The following is a 19,287-nucleotide window of genomic DNA, read 5'->3' on the forward strand; positions in this document are numbered from 1 at the left end:
ACATGGCTAAATCGACGACAGCAAACAAGCACTCTTCAGCAACCTATGCCAATGGCGCTATTAAGCCGTCTCGGTTACGTCGGTTAATTCCAGCATCGTTAACCCAACGCTGGTCAAGGTGGATAAGTAAGCGCCTGCCACCACAAAAGCAAATTACCCTCAGCCACAAAGGTATTTTTATTCTCCCCAGTGGTTTTGGATTAGTGTGGATTGGGTTGATCGTTTTACTGTATTTATTTGGCACCAATTATCAAAATAACTTAGTGATAGGCTTAAGTTTATTACTCGCCAGTGTGTTCCATACCTGCATAATATACAGCTATAAAAACCTCGCCGGGTTAACATTTAATGCCGTCACGCCACCGCAAGGTTATGCCGAAGACAGCATGCCATTTCCCATCATGTTAACCGGCCATACTCGACAAAATAATCCCGACACCACCCACCAGCAGATTTGTTTGCAATTTAGTTATCAGCGCCATGTTCGCGTTAAACAAATGCACGAGCAAACCATTGCGATTGTGCCGTTTGAACAGCCTAAGCGTGGCAAACTAAACCCTGGGCGGATCAAAGTTTCATCCTACTTTCCGTTAGGATTATGCCGCGCATGGTCCTATGTCGACTTAGACATACATCATGTTATTTTCGCTAAACCTGAAATGTGTGATATCGAACTGGCAAGCCACATCAGCGACAATGATAACCACTATGAACACGGTAAATTACGCCCAGGTGTTGACGACTACAAAGGCTTACGCAGCTATATTCCCGGTGAATCACTTAAACAAGTGGCGTGGAAGCAATGGGCTCAGGATAAAGGCATGTTATCCAAAGAGTTTGCTGAACCAGAAGGATTACCCGTTTGGTTAACCTTGGCCAATACATCAGGCAATGATATTGAACACCGGCTCAGTAAACTCGCATGGCAAGTCGATAAGTTAAGCCAAACTCAGCAAATATTTGGCTTAATTCTGGATGACCATATTATCAATCAGCAAACAGGCGAAGCCCATCGCGTGGCTTGTCATACCGCTATTGCAACTTATCATGCTCCCACAAATATGAATCCCGATTTTAATCCCAGTAATGTGGCAAAATCATCCGTGGGTGAACCATCATGACCGATAACTTTGATGCCATCATTAGCCGTAATACCTTGTTTTGGTTATTAATCACCAATGTCGCCATTCTGAGCCCTTTGCATCAACAAGCCACCTTATGGAGCATTGGCATTTGTGCGATTTGCTTTGTTTGGCGCCTGGGTATCTTCCTTGGCAAAGTAGCAGCGCCACCTAAACTATTGGTGACCACTTTGGCCATTGGCGCCGCAACCACCCTCGCCTTAGTGTCGAGCCAAATAGGTTTGCTCAATGCATTAGTTAACTTATTAATATTAGGTTACGCGCTAAAGTACATTGAAATGCGCGAACTTAGAGATGTTAAAGCCATTGTGCTAGTCGGCTATTTCCTTATCGGCCTAACCTTGCTTGATCAACAAAGCATGCTTAATACCCTGCACTTATTGGCCGTAGCGGTGCTCAATACCGGCGTGTTAATCAGTGTTTATCAAGACAAATCAAACAAAGTCGCTAACCTCAGTTTTAGTCTTAAAATAATATTACAAAGCCTACCGTTAGCCATATTACTGTTTGTGGTGTTCCCACGTCTCGGGCCGCTATGGTTAGTGCCTAATATGAAAACGGCCAAGACAGGTTTATCTGATGAAGTGTCATTTGGTGACATTAGTAAACTCACTCGTTCAGCAGAATTAGCCTTTAGAGTTGGTTTTGATAATCCAGATGGCAGCACCCTAGGACCTGCTAACCAGGATTTATATTGGCGTACCTTGGTGATGGAAAATTATGACGGCAAAACCTGGCGTCAAGACCCGAGTATTCAACAAATTCAGCGACAAGCATACTTTAACAAGCCCATGCGCCAAGCCCCTAACAACGTTGCTAATGCTAGCAGTAAAAAAATCGACTATGTGGTCATTAGCGAACCCAGTCATCAAAAATGGCTATATGGCTTAGATGAAGCGTTTAGTAGCAATGATCAAGTGGTTGAATTAGCAGATTATCGCTTATATTCGTTAAGGCCTGTCGATCAGCGTATGAGCTATAGAGTGACCTCATATCCTGAGACGATCATGGATCTCAAACTCGACTTACATACTCAGCAGCTAAACCTTGCGTTGCCAGCCAATAGCAATCCAAAAACCCGAAAACTCGGTTTGCAGTTCGCCAAAGATTATCCAGATCCACAAGCGCGCATTAATGCGATGATGAATTACTTTGCTGAACAAGCCTATTACTACACCTTGAGCCCGCCTAGTGTTGGCGAGCAACAAATTGATGATTTCTTGTTTGAAAACCGTGCAGGATTTTGTGCTCATTACGCCTCTGCGCTAGTGTTTATGGCACGCGCTAGCGGAATACCAACCCGTATGGTAACGGGTTATCAGGGCGGCGATTATAATGCTAAAGCGGGCTATTACAGTGTTTATCAATACATGGCCCATGCGTGGACCGAAGTCTGGTTTGAAGGCCAAGGTTGGCAGCGTTTTGACCCTACCGCGATGATTGCACCGCAGCGGGTGTTAGATGGATTTGACGCCACCTTTGACAGCCAAAGCAGTTACTTACAAGACAGCCCTTTTAGCACGCTGCACATGAAACAATACCCATGGTTAAATGAATTACGCCAGCAGTTTGCCAGTGTCGATTACTACTGGAGTGTGTGGGTATTAGGTTTTGACGAGCAACGTAAACAGCAAGTACTAGCAAAGTTATTGGGTGATGTTAGCAGCACTAAAATCGCCTTACTGATGATTGTTAGCTTTATCATTATCGCACTGGTTATTGCCTATTACGCCGGATTGTTCAATGTTGATCGCCACCAAGATCCCCTTAATAAACGTTATCAACTCGTTTGCCAACGCTTAGCGAAAAAAGGTATCGCCCGTCAACAAGGTCAAGCACCGTTTGATTACGCTGCAGCAGTTAACGCCCACTTAAGTACCCTGTCCCCTCAAGTGGCAGCGGACTTTACAGCCTTAAGCAATGCCTATGTGGCACTTAAATATCAACCGCTGTCGGAATCACAAACCCAGCAACAGCAACAACACTTTAAGCGGTTATATCGCCGATTGCGTTTGCGACTGCTGCGCAATTGAACTTGTGCACAACATCAGCAATCATCCTGATTATTAACGGTTTTGATTGATGATTTAAGGCAGAGTCCATAGAATGAATTAATCTCAAATTAGCGGGTCGACCATGCTTACTTTAATTCAATCTAATCAGATGGAAGTGTTGTCTGAACAACTGGCCAAACTGTTGGCTATTCGTTTAGATAACGTCAGTTTATTAGCCAGTGAGCATGTGTTAGTTCAAAGCCCCGGGATGTCGACTTGGCTGCGTTTAGAAATTGCTAAACACAATGGTATCGCCGCCGCATTGTCTTTCCCGTTACCCTCTAGTTTTACCTGGCAGTTATGCCACGACTTGCTGCCCGATGTACCAAAAGATAACGCTTTTACCAAAGCGGCAATGACCTGGAAATTAATGGACTTATTACCAAGTCTGCTAGATAACCCCGACTTTAGCCCACTCAAACAGTACTTATCGCCTCAAGTTGATACCACTACTGATATTGCTAATACAGATATTCTTGATACCGATGTAGACGCGAATACTAATACTGATATTGAAACTGATACCGATATTCATACAGCAAACAGCCACGCCATATTGCAGCTCAATCAGTCACATGACGCAATTAAACTATTTCAATTGTGTGGCCGCATTGCCGATATTTTTGACCAATACTTAGTTTATCGCCCTGAGTGGATTTTAGCGTGGGAGCAAAACCAGCCATTATCGAGCCTAGACAACCGCTTGGCGTTAGATGAAAACCAGCTATGGCAACCGATCCTGTGGCGAGCATTAATCGATTATAACCAACATCATTTGCACGCCAGCCATTATCATCGCGCCAATTTACATGCTGATTTAATTGCAACCCTGGCTAATCCAGATACCGATTTATCGATGTTGCCCGCGCGGTTATACGTGTTTGGTATTTCATCCATGCCGCCACAAACCCTCGATGTGCTGTACCATTTAGCCAGTCGAATTGATGTCATTATGTTATCTCTCAGCCCTTGCCAGCATTATTGGGGCGATATTATTGAGCCGAAAACCCGCGCCCGCATGGCACTGCAATATGCCAATAAAAAACAACTCGACCAAGACTGGGAAGACAAGCTCGAAGTGGGTAACCCTATACTGGCCAATAATGGTCAAATGGGCCGCGAACTGCTGGATTTATTACTGTCTCTGCCGCCAGAACACACCGATTTTGGTTACGACTGTTATGTTGAGCCTGAGCCGAATAATCTGCTGCACGGGGTGCAATACGATATCTTACAAATGGAAACACTCGGCCAGCCATTAGGGCCAAACGCCAGTTTGTATCAAGACATTCATGCCCGCCGCACCTTATTGCCAAGTGATGACTCAATTACCTTACGCAGTTGCCACAGTGCCTTGCGTGAAGTTGAAACCTTACACGATCACCTTTTAGAATTGTTATCAAACAACAGCGACTTAAGCCCTAAAGACATCGTGATCATGATGCCCGATGTCGCAGCGTATGCGCCGTATATTGATGCGGTATTTGGCACCGCCAACAGTCAGTATTTTGCCGACAAAAATCCGCAAAAAGGCGATTACTACATTCCCTACGCCATTGCCGACAGGGGCGCAGCGCAAGAGTCGCCGCTGATTAATAGTTTTTTAAGCCTGCTAAATATCAATCAAAGTCGCTTTGGACTCACTGATATTATCGGTATTTTAGAAGTGCCTGCTATTTTGCGTCGCTTCCAACTCGATGATGACGAATTGTCATTAATCCGCCGCTGGCTAGACGATGCGAATGTCCGTTGGGGCCGCAGTGAGCAAACTCGTAGCCAACTAGGTGTGCAGCCTTTTACGCAAAACTCATGGGCATTTGGCATTAAGCGTTTAATCCTAGGCTACGCTTTTAACGACGATGCCGATATTTATCGCGATACTTTAATGGTGCAAGGCATTGAAGGTCAGTCATCACAGGCATTAGGTAAGTTGCTCAATTTTTTAGAAACCATCGACACCTATTTCAACTTATTTGCCAATGACTACAGCACCGCAGAGCGCCTTGAACAATTACAACAACTACTCGCCGATTGCTACGACACCACAGATGACGAGCGAGAACAAATTCAAGCCATTCGAGATGCATTAGTCACCCTAGACACTGAGCTTGAAAGCGCCGGCCATCAAGGCCAAGTCGATATTGAAGTCCTAAAGCAGTGGTTTAATCAACGCTTAACTGAATCTCGGGTCGGCCAACGTTACCTTGCTGGTAGCGTGAATTTTTGTACCTTAATGCCAATGCGCTCAATCCCCTTTAAAGTTGTGTGCTTGCTGGGAATGAATGACGGCGTTTACCCGCGGGTTCAACATCCTGTCGGGTTTGATTTAATGGCGCATTTTGGCCCTAAAAAAGGCGATCGCTCGCGCCGATTAGACGACCGCTACCTATTTTTAGAAGCATTACTGTCGGCCAGAGAACAGCTTTACATCAGTTATATTGGCCACAGTGAGCGCGATAATGCTGAGCGCATTGCCTCAATGCTAGTGTCTGAATTGGTCGAATATTGCCAACTCAGCTACCTACCGCAATCCTTACAGCTACAGCTTGAACAGCAAGCAGAAATCAACCTTGATGATGCCGATAAAACCGTACTGGCACAGCTTATTCAAGCACAACCTTTGCAGCCTTTTGACGCTAAACTTTTCCGAGAAACACCACTATCTGCGCATAGTGTGAATAAGCTGCAACATAGCTTTAATGCCCAATGGTGTCCGCCACCAGCCAATGCAACCATCAACAATCACTTTTTTGAGCAAGCATTACCTTTGTCGGCCGAACAGGCAGATGAAGTGTTTGCCCATACTCACATTAATAATGAAGGCATTAAAGTGGTCGAACTCGAATTGTCGGCATTAATTCGTTTTTACCGTAATCCAGCGCAATTCTTTTTCAACCGTAGTTTAAAAGTCGATTTATCACTGGATATTCAAGCCGATGACAATGACGAACCGTTTAGCTTAAATGCACTCGAACGTTACTTATTGCAATCACGCATGCTCGACAATGCCATTGAACATCAACTCGACAGCCCTGACCTCGAATTACTCAGCAAACTCAAAACCAGCGGTGAATTGCCCATGGCGCCGTTCGACGACTTGCTAATTAACCAATATTTACGCGATATATCGCCATTGATTAATCGGGTGCAGTTTTTACAAGACCAACAAGCCATGCACACGCTGAATGTGGATCTTAACTTTGATTTACCGATGCAGGATTTTCCAGCGCATGCTCTATCTGTGCAGGGTTTACCAGAACAAGCAGATACAACCCATTCGTCCATCGTGCGAGTCAATCTTGTCGGCCGTATTGACGATATTTTGCCTAAAGGCTTAGTCAATTACCGCCCCGGCACTGCCCACGGACGAGATTTTATTCGGGTGTACTTACGTCATTTATGCATCAACGCCATGGCAAATTCGTCCACCTCAGGCATGGGTAAAAATCAATTCAGTTACTTACTCGACATTGGCCATTTTCATGCCTTTGCACCTATTACTGCCGAACAAGCGCAGGCACAACTCCTGCGCTTTATCAGTGGTTTTATTCGGGGGCAAACTCAACCCTTGTGCTTTATGCCTAAAACGGCTTTCGCCTATGTTGAAACCGATGGCGACCATGAAGAAAAGCTGCTTAAAGCCCAGCAAAAATGGGATGACGGCCAAAACCAATTCGGCGAAGGGCACGACCCACATAACCAGCGTTTATTCCATTTCCCAGAAGACTTTAGCGAAGCTAGGTTTGGTGCATTAGCCATCCATTTGCTGCAACCCATGTTAAGCCAGTATCACAAAGATAAATTGGCAGAATTAGACACTTTTGTCAGTGACACCGCGGTCGATATTCAAGCGCAACTCATCGCCAACGCAGCTAAACTAGGAGCGCATTAATGGACGCTATTACCGTGACACCGCTTAATGCCCTCACCTTACCGTTTAGTGGTTCAAGCTTAATTGAAGCCAGTGCCGGTACAGGGAAAACCTATACCATTTCCGGTTTGTATTTACGTTTATTGTTAGGCCATGGTGGTAAAGCACCGTTAAGTTGTGAGCAAATTTTGGTGGTTACCTTCACCAACGCCGCCACAGAAGAACTCAGAGACCGAATTCGTAAACGGATTAACTTAGCGTTTAAACGCTTTTTAGGCTTAGCCGTCAATGATGAGTTTATTGAACAGCTTTACCAAGACACCTCGGAAGATGAACGTCCTATTGCGTTAAGACGCTTGGACTTAGCATTAAAGTCGTTAGATGAAGCGGCCATTTTTACCATTCACGCCTTTTGCCAACGCGTGTTGTCAGACATGGCATTTGAGTCGTCATTGATATTTGAGTCCGAATTTACCCTCGACGACAGTGAATTTTTACACCATGCGGTGCGCGATTTCTGGCGTGAAGTGTGTTATCCATTACCGCCCTTTTTAGCCCAAGCTATCAGTGATGTGTTTGCCGAACCTGACGTGTTAGCGCAAAAGCTGCGACCGTTATTAGGTGCAAGCCAAGCGGTATTGTCAAAGCAGCCACTGGCTTTTGAAACCCTACAACAACAGCTAAGCCAAAGCATCAGCCGCTTTACTTTATTGTGGCAAAGCCTGCACGACAGCACCCTTGAATTATTGCAATCGCTGCCATTAAACGGTCAACGTTTTGGTAAAGGCGCCGACGGTTACCCTAAACTTAGCCAACTGTTTGATAGCATTAGTAACTGGGTAAAATTTGGCCAAGGTTTACCGCCAATAAAAGCGCTGGAGCAATTGGCATTATCAGAGCTTAAACTCAATAAAGGTGGCGTTATCCCCAGTGCGGATGAAGCGCCGTTACTTGATCATATTGAACGCTTACTTGAGTTGATTAATCAGCTTATTCCGTCATTTTTAGTGCGCGCCCGAGAGGGAATTCGCCAACGCTTTGCGGGCCAAAAACAGCAACGCAATTTAATGACACCCGATGACCTATTGCTCAGCTTAGCCATGGCGCTCAGCCAAAACCCAATCACCCTAGCCCATGCCATTGCTAAGCGTTTTCCAGTAGCATTAATTGATGAATTCCAAGACACCGATCCACTACAATTCACCATTTTTAATCAGGTGTATCAACAGCCGCTAGCATCACAGCTGGACTTAGCCGCAGATACCACTGTGCACAGCCCAAATGATGACAGTAAAAGTAATGACGACATTAGTAATGACAACATTAGTAATGACAACAACGATGATGACGCTAACAAGGGTCGCTTAAGTTTATTAATGATTGGCGATCCTAAACAGGCTATTTATGCTTTCCGTGGTGCCGATATTTACACTTATATTGCCGCGCGCCAACAAACACAGGCTCATTATAATCTTGACACCAATTACCGCTCCTCCACTCAGTTAGTCAATGGCGTTAATCAGCTATTTAGCCAACACCAAGATCCGTTTATTAGCCAAGCTATCCCCTATGATATTGTTAAAACCCCATCATCGGCAGCCAATAAACACCTGAGTGAAGCCACAACCAATCCGGCGGCGTTGCGGATCCGCTTATTAGCCGAAGACGATGTTAATGGCTTAAACAAAACTACCGCAAGACAACGCCTAGCCGCTGATGCTGCCAGTGAAATAAAGCGCTTACTCACCGAGGCGCAACAGGGATTATGTAAAGTTAATACCAGCCTTGAGCAAGAAGCTAAACCGCTCATTGCCAAAGACATTGCCATATTGGTGCGCGATCGTAATGAAGCCGCCGTGATGAAAGCGGCATTATCAGCACGTAAAATTGGTGCAGTATTTTTAAGCCGAGACAGTGTGTTTAACACCATTGAAGCCCGTGAAATGGCGATTATATTGTATGCCTTAGCCACGCCTAAAAATGAGCGGGCTATCCGCGCCGCACTGGCCACTGAGCTTGTTGGTTTTAATGCCCAACGGATCCATCAATTTAACCAAGATGAAGAACAACGCCAACAGGTATTAGATCAATTCACTCATTGGCATCAGTTGTGGCAACAACGCGGCGTTATGCCTGCGCTGCTTAACTTTGCCAGCGAAACAAAACTGATCCATCGTTATCTGTCGCAATCTGTCACGGCTGACATCAATAATGACAGTACTTATAGCAGCAATAGTGACAATAGCTTTATTGATGCTGATGACGACAACGCAGCAGATCTTAAAGCCTCTGGCGAAAGACGCTTAACCGACTTTAGGCATTTAGCCGAATTACTGCAGCAAAAGGCCACTGAGCTAGATGGTAGCAGCGCCCTTATCAATTGGTACGAGCAACAACTGATTGGTAACAATGGCGGTGATGAGCAGCAACTGCGCTTAGAAAGCGAACAGAACTTGGTGCAAATTGTCACTATTCATAAAAGTAAGGGCTTAGAATATCCGGTCTGTTTTGTGCCGTTTGTCAGCTTAGCCCGTGGTAATAAAAAACGCCCTGCGCCGATGATGTACCATAAAAATGAGCAGCTCATTTGGGATATCGACGCCACCGACGAAGGCTGGGAACAACTTAAACAAGAAACCCTCGCTGAAGATTTACGCCTACTGTATGTGGCGTTAACACGGCCGGTTTACGTGTGTTATTTGTATATTGCCAACCAAAGCCGTCAGTTAAAAGCAGGGATCAGCAGCCAATTACATGAAACAGGTATTGGTTATCTGTTGGGTATTACCGACAAGAAAACTGACTTTGCTCTTATTCAAGCCAAAGTGAATGCAATTGCCACCTTGCCGGCAATGAGTATGGAATGCTTAGGCAACAATATTGACGATTCAGTGCTCGCTGATATCCACGACAATAATGACCCGCTAGCGGCCAAAAAAGTCACTCGTGTACAGAGCCTTGCATGGCGTGTGGGCAGTTATTCTGGCTTAGTGAAACATCTGCCTCACGAGAGAGTGGCACCCGGTGCCGACGATGAAGACTTCACCGATGAGTTAATCCAATTACAGTTACAAGATGAACTCACCAGCGAACCAGAACTTGATCGATTTACCTTTGAACGCGGCGCCAATGCCGGTAGTTTTATGCATTTAGTGTTAGAACTCTTTGATTTTACCCAAGCAGACACCGAGCTGACACCAGCGCTAACGAAAGCCATGAAACAATATGGGTTTGACGCAGCCCTATGGCAACAGCCGCTAATGGACTGGTATCAGCAAATATTGGCCGCGCCGCTGTTTATCGAGCCTTCGTCAGAAGACACATCACTGACATTAAGCCAATTAGGCATGAAGCAAAAAATGGTCGAAATGGAGTTTTATCTACCAATTTCAACCTTACAAGCATCGCAATTAAATCATATTTTGCAGCAGCACGGTTATGTCGCCGGACTCGACTTTGATACCTTAAAAGGCATGTTAAAAGGCTTTATCGATTTAACCTTTGAGCACCAAGGCCAATTTTACATTGCCGATTATAAGTCCAACCATTTGAGCGATAACTATAGCGACTACACTCACTCAGCCATGGCTAAAGCCATTGATGCTCATCGTTATAATTTACAATACATCTTGTATACCTTGGCATTGCATCGTTACTTATCGCTTAGATTACCAAACTACAATTATCAGCAACATATTGGCGGCTGCTATTACCTGTTTTTACGCGGCATGCATCCTGATCATCCTGGCGCTGGGGTATTTTATGACAAACCACCGCAAGCGTTAATCGAACAACTCGACCGCTTATTTTCAGGTCATACAGACAATCGTGCGCCGGAGACGTCATCATGCTAATACTCACCCACCCAATCACTGAGTTATTACATCTTTGGCAAGAACAGCGGCTCATTACCGCACTCGATCGTCATTTTGCTTTAGAGCTGGCCAATATTGAAACCATCAATAACGATCCCGCAATTAGCGAACAACAGCCGCAACTGTTCTTGCTTGTTTGCGCCATGCTCAGCCAGCAATTGTCTAATCAGCACAGTTGTTTAGTCATCGAGCAAATTGATTTAGCCAACCCCATGGCAGAAGACAACCGTGGCAACGCTGAAATCAATTGTCGGATTGAGCTTAACCATCAACAATTGATTGAACAAATCGCGCTATTTGATGCCGTCGGCCAGCCCGGTGACAACAAACCGATGATCTTTGAACATGGACGCTTATATTTAAATAAGTACCACTTCTTTGAAACTCAAGTGGCGGCTAAGTTGACCCAATTAGCCAATCAACAAATTGAAATCGACCTAGCTAACAGTAATCTGCCGCAACTCATTGAATGTTTATTTACCGCAGAAGACAGCAATAGCAGCCAGTTTAATTGGCAAAAAATCGCTACAGCAACGGCCTTAGCCAAAGCATTAGCGGTGATCACTGGTGGCCCAGGAACCGGTAAAACCACCACAGTAACTAAACTATTATTGTTACTGTTAACCCAATCGCTACTAACAATCCGTTTAGTCGCGCCCACAGGTAAAGCTGCAGCAAGGCTGAGTGAGTCGATCAAGGCGTCTAAACATCGTTTACTGCAAGAGCTAACCCAAGTCAGCGACCCAGCAGTGGCGAAAGTATTAACAGATTCGCTAAAACAAATACCAGAAGATGCCTCAACATTGCATCGATTATTGGGGGTTATCCCAAACTCATATCAATTTAGGCACCATCAGGATAATCCGTTGCGCTTAGATTTACTGGTGGTCGATGAAGCATCGATGGTCGACTTACCCATGATGTACAAATTACTCAGCGCCCTACCGTCTCATGGCCGCTTAATATTGTTAGGCGACCAAGATCAACTCGCATCAGTAGAAGCTGGCGCAGTGCTAGCGGATATTTGTGTTGGCTTAAAACAAGCCAACCCGCAACAGGCATCACCATGGTCAATGCGTTACAGCGCAGCACAGGCAAAGCTCATTGAGCAATTAACCCAACAAGATGTCAGTCAGTTTATTCATCAACAACCTAAAATTGGTGACAGTTTGTGTATGTTGATGCACAGCCATCGTTTTAAAGGCGATGCAGGTATTGGGTTATTAGCCAATGCGGTTAATCAATCAAATGTGAATGCGATTCGTCAAGTATGGCAACATGATCATGCCGAATTGAATTGGTTTGAACATCAGCATAATGCCCAGGGAGATAACACAGGTAAACAAGCGTTACTGGCATTATCGGTAAACGCTTATGGTGAGTACCATAATTTGGTACTACAGAATCAACAGGCCATTATCGATCAAGCGGATCGACAAGACAGCGCCATAACACTACCGAATTCTGAACAAACCATCATCGACAGCTTTAACCAATATCGAGTCTTGTGTGCCATGCGAGCAGGTGAATTTGGGGTTGAGGGCATGAATATCGCCATCACCGACAGCCTTAAACACGCCAAACTGATTAATCCTCAAAATGAGTTCTATTTAGGCCGACCGATCATTATTCAAAGTAACGATTACAACTTAGGCTTATTTAATGGCGACATTGGTTTAATCTTGCAAGACAGCACTAAGCCAAGCCGTTTAATGGCCCACTTTGTTATGGCCGATGGCAACCTGCTTAAAGTATTACCCGCACGCTTACCAAGCCACGACACTTGCTACGCCATGACAGTACATAAAAGCCAAGGCAGCGAGTTTGATAAAGTCAGCTTTGTATTGCCACATAAACCCAGCTCCGCCCAATGGCAACTACTCAGTAAAGAACTGCTTTACACCGCCATCACCCGCGCTAAAAACCATTTTTATTGTTTAGGCACGGCAATGATATTTGAAAAAGCCAGCAAACAAGCGACATCACGAGCATCGGGCTTGGCTTGGAGATTGTGGGGCTGATTGAGTGGCTTATTGTAGAGCTGATTGTAGAGATAGTAGTGAGCGCTATTTCAGGGTAAGCAAGTGCTCAATAACAAACAGATAATGACGACATAATATTGATGAACACGGGAAACTCATAATGCCGATGATTAAGCGAGACGCGGCAAGCACTTCCATGTGAGCTTAGCCAAAACATCCATGTTTTGGATACTCGCTAACTCATCGGCATCTATCATTTTATTATCTTCGATGTGGCTTTTTGTGACTAACTTAGGTAATTTGTTATGCACCTTACAAGCTAGTGTAGCTATCATTAACTTCAACGTTGATATACCTCTGCTGATTATCCAATACAATTGAAATAGTAATAGCTTGTAAGCTTGAGCTTTTACCTCGAATTATTCCCTGAAATCTATTGGTATATTTGTCATAAGTGAAAGGGATGTTTTGGGCATTAAGATAATTCTCAATAGCTTTAGCATCATCTCCAACTTTCAAGCTTTGAACAATATTTCTCTCAACCTGTTCCGAAGTTGATTCAGCTTTTTGTCCACATCCAAATAAAGAAGCGATAAAGAATAAGACGATGTAATAATTACGCAAAACTTGAGCCTCTCTTTGGCACATAACGTTTTAGCATTTGTGCGATGCGCACTTTGCATGCCGCAAACAGCTTGGTAGACTTGCCCTATGCCGAGTCAAGGTTAATTGATAAGTTTTATACTAAAGGAGTTTTCTTTTTTGATATCGGCTCTGGGCTGAAGAGCAATTTTTAATTGATTACAAGGCTTGATTTGTACGTATTTCATTGAAATCCCCTTGTCATTGTGGTGTTCAATCACATCTGTTCTAAGTCTAGTTGATTCAATATCTGTAGTTCAATCTATTGAGCATCATTTTGTTCCGAGCAGCTTAGTTCAACGTCAAATGATGTTGCTAGTTTGAAGAAACATACATAACCCAGGAACCAAGAGCAAAAATACTGCCAAAAATAGTTAGTATTGAACAAATTTTAGCTAAAACAGACCATATTTTTTTCCCTTGATATGTACTCGCAGACTTCCAGACAGCAATACTAATCAAGATAAAATAAACAGACTTTAAACAATCTCCGATAATTAGCGACTCTACCGTTGTTAATTTTGAAACAATTAAACTAATAATTACACTTATTAAAACGAATCCAGCCCAAAAGACATCAACTAATCTAAACCCACCGGAAAATAGTTTTTTAACAATATTTTGTTTTTCTTCTAATGCAATATCATTCATTTAGCATCTTCCTTTTGCAACTAGGCAAAACTATGTCTCTCATTTTTATGGTTAATTAACATAACTGCTTTTAGCTTTGATTGCGATAGTCCTCTGCACTATTTAAATATATAAATCCAAGTAAAATAATCAACAAACTGAGCATTATATGGAAAATGATGAGCAATACGGTAGATTTAAATCAGCACTCGCGGCTTGATATCAATCAAGCTGGAAATCAGATGACTGTTTGGATGTTAGTTTTAGAGATTATTAAGTACACAACCAACGTTAGTAGTTTGATAAGCCTTGTTGTCACTTTAGCTCTAGGTGCTCACTACAAACCAAGCATTATGAAAGGTGATGAACTTCCCACGAGAATATACATATATAGAGAAGTGCCTAGACATAAAGTCAAAGCACCAAATTGTGCTCGCTTGAGCTTATTCTTGAATCTCATTTGGATTCCTCATCCTTGAGTTGGCTATAAATAATCCTAAATACATAACGCCGCCAGTTGCGGCCGCTTAAGCTATTGATTAATATCACCACAAACTTTCTATGTGTTTGACATAAAATAACATTTCCCCATCCACCACACGAAAAAATATTGGCTTCCCAAGATAATATTGATAATATTTATTTAAAATAAATATTATCAATAAGTTGAATTGGGCGTGCTCTCTGGATTAACCTCACCATAAACTTCTTCAGGATCAACATCATTAATCAGTAATATTTCCCTAACGGTTTCAATGTGATCTAATATTTTTTGGTAGCTGTCACCATACTCATACTTAGTCACTTCAATTGATTTAGGCATGTAGGTAAACGCGATTTTCAATGCGTTTAAAGCAGACTCACTCATTTTGTCACTGTTTACTTCACTATTTGCTTCACTCATCTCTTTACTCATAACTTCCCCCATACAAACAGTCCTGATTTAATAGTTTTAATTAATAACATCTTACTCAACTATTCTGCCATAAGGTAGGGCTGCGATTGATTGAGTCAATAAACACACGAGCAAGGTAGGAGTACAACGATGCCCCTCTGTTATAGCTAATCAACTTAACCTCTTTCAACTCAGATTACGGTAGGATTTATAATTATTTACTCATAAAATATAATTTAATCATAGTGTTGCTATTAATTACATTCCGAACATTGAGTAGTATAGCGACCAAACAAACTTATTATTCGGTAATAACACCAATACAGAGATCATTATTAAATAACAATAAAATCAGCAGCTTGATTATATACACATAAAACCCAAACGCTCTTGTAATCAAATTGTAATCGCAGTGTTACTTAACGTTCATTGTAAACCTCTATGTTATGGCCAGGTTCTCAAATAACTTAACTACAACATAGGTAATATGAATATGCTCAAACAAGGCTTATCAGTGGTTATCGCTAGTATATTGTCTTCGGCAACATACGCAGGTTCTGCAACCGCAGCGACAACGACTGACACACAACTCAATAATGCTTGGTATAAAGACGGCCAAGCAACCATCACAGAAAAATTACAACAATCAAGATCAACAAGGGCAAAAAATGTCATCTTGTTTGTTGGCGATGGCATGGGGATTTCCACACTTACCGCAGCTCGGATTTTAAAAGGCCAATTAGCCGGTAATTCTGGTGAAGAAGGTTACTTAAGCTTTGAAACATTTCCTTATTCAGCTCTGGTTAAAACTTACAATGTAGATGCACAAACACCAGATTCAGCAGGCACCATGACAGCCATGATGAGCGGCTTAAAATCAGACGCCGGGGTTCTGGGTGTTGATGAAGACGTTGTTCGTGGTACTTGTGCCTCAGTCAAAGGCAATGAAGTAGTAACCGCCTTAGAGTTAGCCGAAATAAAAGGCTTATCGACGGGTGTGCTATCAACCGCACGTATTACTCACGCAACGCCAGCCGCCACTTATGCAAAATCAGCAGACCGTAACTGGGAAGATATCTCAGACATGGATATTGACAATAATGCTGAACGTGCAGATTGCGAAGATATCGCATCACAACTGGTTAACTTTGAAAAAAATCTAGAACAACGTTACACCGGTGTTGATGTAGACGGCATTGATGTTGTGATGGGCGGTGGTCGTCGTCATTTTTTACCTAAAGATGCCGCATTTAATAGTGTCGATGCCGTTAGCGCTATTGAAGGTGACCGTACCGATGGCCGCGATTTGACCGCAGAATGGAGTGCTATGTATCCAAATGGTCAATACGTTATTGACCAAACTGGATTTGATGCCATTGATACAGAATCTACTGAACGTGTTTTTGCTTTATTCAATGAATCGCATATGCAATACGAAGCTGACCGAGCCAATGATATTGCAGGCGAACCCAGCCTGTCTCAAATGACAGAAAAAGCCATTAAAATACTTGATAACAACCCAAAAGGTTACTTCTTAACGGTTGAGTCTGGACGAATTGACCATGGACACCATGCTGGCAGCGCAAGCACAGCGCTTAATGATGCTATTGAGTTTTCAAATGCTGTTCAAGCGGCATTAGACGCCACAAATGATGAAGAAACGCTAATCATTGTCACTGCTGATCACAGCCATGTATTTACCATTGCAGGCTATCCAAAACGTGGTAATCCTATTTTGGGTAAAGTGGTTGGTATTGGTGCGACTGAGCCTAGCGAAGATTCAGCTGGTAATCCTTACACCACATTAGGGTATAGCAATGGACTTGGTTTCAGAGACTTAGGGGCTGAAACAGATGGTGATGCATCTTATGCTGCTGAAGCCGTTGCAGGCCGTCAAGACATCACTGCAATCGATACAACAACCTCTGGTTATCACCAAGAAGTGACTGTTCCATTGAGTAGCGAAACTCACGCAGGGGAAGATGTGGCTATTCATACATCAGGCCCAGGAGCGCAATTAGTTCAAGGTACTGTTGAACAAAGCGTTGTATTCCATTTAATCAATCGTGCTCTTGGTTTAGTTGGTCAATAGACCCTATAAGGTTTTTATGATGAATAAATTTATATTATCAACATTAACAGTTTCATTGGTTTTTGCATTATCAGCTTGTGGCGATAACGGTGACAATGGTACAGATGGAACTAACGGTATCAATGGTTCTGACGGATCAAACGGTACTAATGGTACGAACGGAACCAACGCGTTAATTACCCAAACCCCCTTAGCGGTAGGTAATGCTAATTGTCTCAATGGTGGTGTGCAAATCGACTCGGGTATCGATACAAATGCAGATACCGTTTTAGATGCGTCTGAAATAACATCAACTCAATATGTATGTTCGCCTGCAGCGACCACAGTAAACGATACCGAACTACTAAGCAGTTTAAATAACTCATGGTTTAAACAAGGCGCTGCCGAAATAGAAACAGCAGACGATATTTGGAATAAAATTGATAGCCAATTAGCAAACAATGCCAACGTATCGATTGCAACTGCATCTACCGCAGCAGAAATAACCGCACTTAAAGGCTCAGCTAAGAACGTGATTTTATTTGTTGGTGACGGTATGGGTGTTTCAACTGTAACTGCTGCACGTATTTTAGATGGCCAAAATAAAGGCATGATGGGTGAAGAAAACCAATTAAGCTTTGATAAATTCCCATTTTCTGGTTTAGCGAAAACCTACAACGTTGATGCACAAACACCGGATTCTGCAGGAACAATGACAGCGATGATGTCAGGCATTAAAACAGATGCTGGCGTACTAGGTGTTGACGAAGATGTGGTTCGTGGCAACTGTGCTAGCACGAAAGGCATTGAGATGATCACTGCGTTAGAGTTAGCTGAAATTGCAGGTAAATCAACGGGTGTTATCTCTACCGCACGTATTACCCACGCGACACCGGCTGCAACTTATGCAAAGTCAGCGGATCGTAACTGGGAAGATATCTCAGATATGGATATTGCCAACAACCCTGAGCGCGCTAATTGTGAAGATATTGCATTACAGTTAGTCAATTTTGAAGCCAACTTAGAAGCTCGATATGCCGGTGTAGATGTTGATGGTATTGAAGTGGTTATGGGTGGTGGTCGCCGTCATTTTTTACCTAAAGATGTAGCATATAACAGCAATGACGCAGTCAGTACTATTGAAGGTGACCGTACTGATGGCCGTGACTTAACCGCAGAATGGCAAGCGAAGTACGCAACAAGTGCTTATGTATTTGACCAGGCTTCATTTAATGCTATAGACACTGAAACAACACCGCGCGTATTTGGTTTATTTAACGAATCGCACATGCAATACGAAGCTGATCGTAAAAATGATATTGCTGGTGAACCTAGCTTGTCAGAAATGACCGCCACTGCCATTAAGGTGCTTAATAATAACGATAAAGGATTCTTCTTAACGGTTGAATCTGGTCGAATTGACCATGCTCACCATGCCGGAAATGCTTACAACGCGCTAAATGACGCGATTGAGTTTGCTAAAGCAGTGCAAGTAGCGGTTGATGCAACAAGCCAAGAAGACACTTTAATTATTGTTACAGCTGATCACAGCCATGTATTTACCATTGCAGGCTACCCTAAACGCGGTAACCCAATCTTAGGTAAAGTGGTTGGTATTGGTGCAACTGAGCCAAGTTTAGCCTCAGACGATATGCCTTATACCACGGTAGGTTACACCAACGGCCTTGGCTTTAGAGACTTAGGGACAGAAACTGATGCCGATGCCAGTTATGCAGCGGCTGCGGTAACTGGCCGTGTTGACTTAACCGATATTGATACATCAACAGCAGGTTTCCACCAAGAGTCGCTAGTGCCACTAGGCAGTGAAACGCATGCAGGTGAAGACGTTGGCGTTTTTGCTGTAGGACCTGGCGCTCACTTAATTACAGGGACTAATGAGCAAAGCTTAATATTCCATGTAATGGATTACGCTGGTAACCTTTCTGGTGCAACTCAATAAAGACCGCTAAATAAGTCATCAATAAAGAATAGGGGTTCGCCCCTGAGGGATCCCCACGAATTTAATAGGATGCTTGTGGGTCCCTTACTAAATTTTGAAGCATCTTAATTGCTGACATCCAATGCCATTTCAACAGCTTCAAATTCTTATCCTTGTAGGCTCTCA

General features: G+C 43.3%; 10 protein-coding genes. 7 read left to right on the forward strand and 3 right to left on the reverse strand.

The annotated features are described in order from the left end of the window. Positions 1–2 precede the first annotated feature (2 nt). The 5 genes from H5181_RS11375 to recD all read left to right on the forward strand — a co-directional run bounded on the left by H5181_RS11375 (position 3) and on the right by recD (position 12,963). Positions 3–1,121 carry a DUF58 domain-containing protein gene (locus H5181_RS11375; RefSeq protein ID WP_182751053.1) on the forward strand — a complete coding sequence of 373 codons (1,119 nt, stop codon included), beginning with the start codon at positions 3–5 and terminating at the stop codon, positions 1,119–1,121. Further along, positions 1,118–3,175 carry a DUF3488 and transglutaminase-like domain-containing protein gene (locus tag H5181_RS11380; RefSeq protein WP_182751054.1) on the forward strand — a complete coding sequence of 686 codons (2,058 nt, stop codon included), beginning with the start codon at positions 1,118–1,120 and terminating at the stop codon, positions 3,173–3,175. The genes H5181_RS11375 and H5181_RS11380 overlap by 4 nt, the downstream gene beginning before the upstream one ends. A 103-nt stretch (positions 3,176–3,278) precedes the next feature. Further along, positions 3,279–7,088 (forward strand): exodeoxyribonuclease V subunit gamma, encoded by a 3,810-nt coding sequence (gene recC, locus H5181_RS11385; protein ID WP_182751055.1) that lies wholly within the window; start codon positions 3,279–3,281, stop codon positions 7,086–7,088. Then, positions 7,088–10,921 (forward strand): UvrD-helicase domain-containing protein, encoded by a 3,834-nt coding sequence (locus H5181_RS11390; protein ID WP_182751056.1) that lies wholly within the window; start codon positions 7,088–7,090, stop codon positions 10,919–10,921. The genes recC and H5181_RS11390 overlap by 1 nt, the downstream gene beginning before the upstream one ends. Next, positions 10,915–12,963, forward strand: coding sequence for an exodeoxyribonuclease V subunit alpha (recD, locus tag H5181_RS11395; RefSeq protein WP_182751057.1), 2,049 nt, complete (start codon positions 10,915–10,917; stop codon positions 12,961–12,963). Before H5181_RS11390 ends, recD begins: the two co-directional genes overlap by 7 nt. A 273-nt stretch (positions 12,964–13,236) precedes the next feature. Here the strand turns inward: recD and H5181_RS11400 are convergent, their stop codons facing one another. The 3 genes from H5181_RS11400 to H5181_RS11410 form a co-directional block, all read right to left on the reverse strand. Next, the gene (locus H5181_RS11400; RefSeq protein ID WP_145991542.1) at positions 13,237–13,548 is read right to left on the reverse strand and encodes a hypothetical protein; all 312 of its coding nucleotides are present in this window, start codon (positions 13,546–13,548) and stop codon (positions 13,237–13,239) included. A 333-nt stretch (positions 13,549–13,881) separates the two neighbouring features. Further along, positions 13,882–14,217 (reverse strand): hypothetical protein, encoded by a 336-nt coding sequence (locus H5181_RS11405; protein WP_182751058.1) that lies wholly within the window; start codon positions 14,215–14,217, stop codon positions 13,882–13,884. Between the two features lie 637 nt (positions 14,218–14,854). Beyond that, positions 14,855–15,112: a penicillin-binding protein gene (locus H5181_RS11410; protein WP_254439883.1), complete on the reverse strand. Its 258-nt coding sequence runs from the start codon at positions 15,110–15,112 to the stop codon at positions 14,855–14,857. 466 nt (positions 15,113–15,578) lie between these two features. Between H5181_RS11410 and H5181_RS11415 the strand changes: the two genes are divergently transcribed. Both H5181_RS11415 and H5181_RS11420 read left to right on the forward strand, forming a co-directional pair. Beyond that, positions 15,579–17,183 (forward strand): alkaline phosphatase, encoded by a 1,605-nt coding sequence (locus H5181_RS11415; protein ID WP_041413089.1) that lies wholly within the window; start codon positions 15,579–15,581, stop codon positions 17,181–17,183. A gap of 19 nt (positions 17,184–17,202) precedes the next feature. After that, complete coding sequence (locus tag H5181_RS11420) at positions 17,203–19,122, forward strand: alkaline phosphatase (RefSeq protein ID WP_404948504.1); 1,920 nt, start codon at positions 17,203–17,205, stop codon at positions 19,120–19,122. Positions 19,123–19,287 lie beyond the last annotated feature (165 nt).

The sequence above is a fragment of the Shewanella sp. SG44-2 genome, from assembly GCF_014164215.1.
In the GTDB taxonomy this organism is placed as follows: Bacteria; Pseudomonadota; Gammaproteobacteria; order Enterobacterales; family Shewanellaceae; genus Shewanella; species Shewanella frigidimarina.